This is a genomic window from Prevotella sp. HMSC077E09, assembly GCF_001814685.1.
GTDB lineage: Bacteria > Bacteroidota > Bacteroidia > Bacteroidales > Bacteroidaceae > Prevotella > Prevotella oris.
In genome coordinates, this window is the sequence record NZ_KV817598.1 from 20,097 (window position 1) to 22,423 (window position 2,327).

2 protein-coding genes and 1 pseudogene are annotated in these 2,327 nt (G+C 43.2%); all 3 read left to right on the forward strand.

The window, feature by feature from the left end; genetic code table 11:
• Positions 1-269: pseudogene (locus tag HMPREF2983_RS12810) on the forward strand (DUF3874 domain-containing protein); the annotation flags it as partial.
• A 181-nt stretch (positions 270-450) separates the two neighbouring features.
• Complete coding sequence (locus HMPREF2983_RS12815) at positions 451-1,413, forward strand: toprim domain-containing protein (RefSeq protein ID WP_019188790.1); 963 nt, start codon at positions 451-453, stop codon at positions 1,411-1,413.
• A gap of 4 nt (positions 1,414-1,417) precedes the next feature.
• Entirely contained in the window at positions 1,418-1,879 is a 462-nt protein-coding gene (locus tag HMPREF2983_RS12820) for a DUF3408 domain-containing protein (protein ID WP_019188789.1), read from the forward strand.
• Positions 1,880-2,327: the final 448 nt, after the last annotated feature.

The window sequence follows — 2,327 nt, forward strand, 5'->3', positions numbered from 1 at the left end:
AGACCGCTGAGATGGAACTCTTGCTGCGTTGCTTTGAAAAGCCAACGGAGGATGAAAGCTATTCGTTAATGACCACTACGGAGATACTCACCTATTTGGGTATTTATACCCACCAGCCACTTGTTGCCAAGCGTATGGGCGAAGCCTTGAAGAAAGCAGGATACATAAAGGTGAGCAAACGAAGAAACGGTGGAAGCCCCATCTATGTCTACAAGATCAGAAAAATCTTGCCTTGCCCGCTCCTTCAAACTTGTAGTAGCCAAATGTAGTAGAATGTGTAGTATCGTCCTATACTACTAATCGTTGTTGATTATCAATTACTTATCACAAAATAGTATGTAGTAAGAAGAAAGATGAAAAAGTTTGGAGGGGAAAAACTTTGGAAACGGTAAAACCATAAAACAGACAAGCATAAATAATTATCATTCAACCCATTAAAGTGTCAAAACAATGAAAGAAAAAGATTTATCACTTATCAAGCGATATTCCATTGTGGAGTATCTCGAAAAGAAAGGTATCAGGCCTGTCCGCAGGACACCAGCCTATGCCATGTACCGTTCACCGCTCAGGGAGGAAACGCGTCCGAGTTTCAAAGTGGACACGGAAAAGAACCTTTGGATAGACTATGCCGAAGGCAGGGGTGGAAGCATCATCGACCTTTGTATACGCTTGGAGGGCTGCACATTCTCGGAAGCAATCTGCCGTTTGGGGCAGAACGCTTCAGAGTATACAGCGCACAGCTATTCAAAGACTGAACCCCGTATTGGTCTCAACCAGACAACTACAAGACAAGCAAGCGAAACAAGGAGACTGATAAGCATATCAGACACCTTGCCGCCGCATTTGCAGGAATACCTTATCAAGGAACGTTGCATCAATTTGAAAAAGGCAACACCCTTTCTCAAATGTATCAGCTACGAGGTAAGGGGAAAGAGATATGAAGCCATCGGCTTTGCCAATTCTTCGGGTGGTTATGAACTTCGGGACAACAATACGTTCAAGGGAACGATTGCCCCGAAGAACATCACTCCGATATTTGAGGACAAGGCACAACCCGTCTGCCTGTTCGAGGGCTTTATGGACTTTCTCTCTTTTCTTTCAATGAAAGGGGAGGTCTCCAACCAATGTCTCGTGATGAATTCCGTGAGTAATGTAGCAAGAAGTATCCACTACCTGAATGAAAGAAATATAACCTCCGTTCGTGCTTTTCTTGACAATGACGATGCAGGGCGAAAAGCTGTGCAGGAATTTGTAAACACAGGTTTTAAGGTAGAAGATATGGCTGTGTATTATGGAGACTTCAAAGATCTCAACGATTTTCACGTCAGACGTGTCCGTGAGCAACGGGAAGAGTTGGAGAAAACTCCAAATATAAGCAACAAAATAAAACAAGTCAAACTTAAAATAAGATAGAGTGATGAAAAAGGAAAGAAGAAACATGGAAGAAATAGATCGTTTCATAGGAAAAACTTTTGGTATGAGCCAAGCTGAAAATTCAAGTGAACAATCTGTCTCTGAATTCCGGGAAAAGGGAATGAAAACTATTCAAGAGCAAAAACAACAAGAAACAGGACATGCCATAGAGCATGCCACGCCATCCGAGCCTGCACAGCATACAGAGAGCGCAACCGTTCAACGACGCATCAGTGCCAAGATGAGAAAGGAGACTCTCGAAGCCTATAAGCAGGCGTTCCTTGTTCCAACAAAGCTAAGTGAGAGAAAGGCGGTCTATCTGAGCAGGGAAACACAGGAACATGCGGACTTCATTGTCCGTAGATTGGGAGATAAAGGAGCCAATGTCTCGAGCTTCATCGAAAACCTTGTGCGTATCCATTTGGAGGAATACGGTGAGGATATAGAAAAATGGAGGAAGCTGTAAACAACAGAAAAACGGTCAAGGACTATCGAGTAAAAGGATGTCCCTTTCACTCAAAATCCTCGACCGTTTTAGGGTAGTACCAACAATAGATTTTTACTGAACACATTGAACGGTGGGAATGCCACGAACACAGTTAATCTTCTGAATGCATAGCATTCATTTTTGGACGACAAAACGCTTTATGCGTAAACGTTTCGTTAGCTGACATTGCAAGACGTCAGTTTGTACCCACAAACTGCGCTTGCTCCCCTCGTTCGGTTATCGGGGAGATTAGACCGTAATCACTCCGTTCTCATCGGTCAGCGTTCGGAAATTAAGCAAGATTGAAAACAAAGAAAAGAGGACTTTTATATGAACAGATATGATAGCAGAACTGCCAAATGGCAGCAACGAGGTAAAGAAGAAGCGAGGATAAACAAGACGGAGTTCATCAAGGTAAGATGCACCT

Bases quoted from the DNA above. Each gene is read 5' to 3' on its own strand.
- HMPREF2983_RS12815 (WP_019188790.1), top strand. From the start codon at position 451: ATGAAAGAAAAAGATTTATCACTTATCAAGCGATATTCCATTGTGGAG.
- HMPREF2983_RS12820 (WP_019188789.1), top strand. From the start codon at position 1,418: ATGAAAAAGGAAAGAAGAAACATGGAAGAAATAGATCGTTTCATAGGA.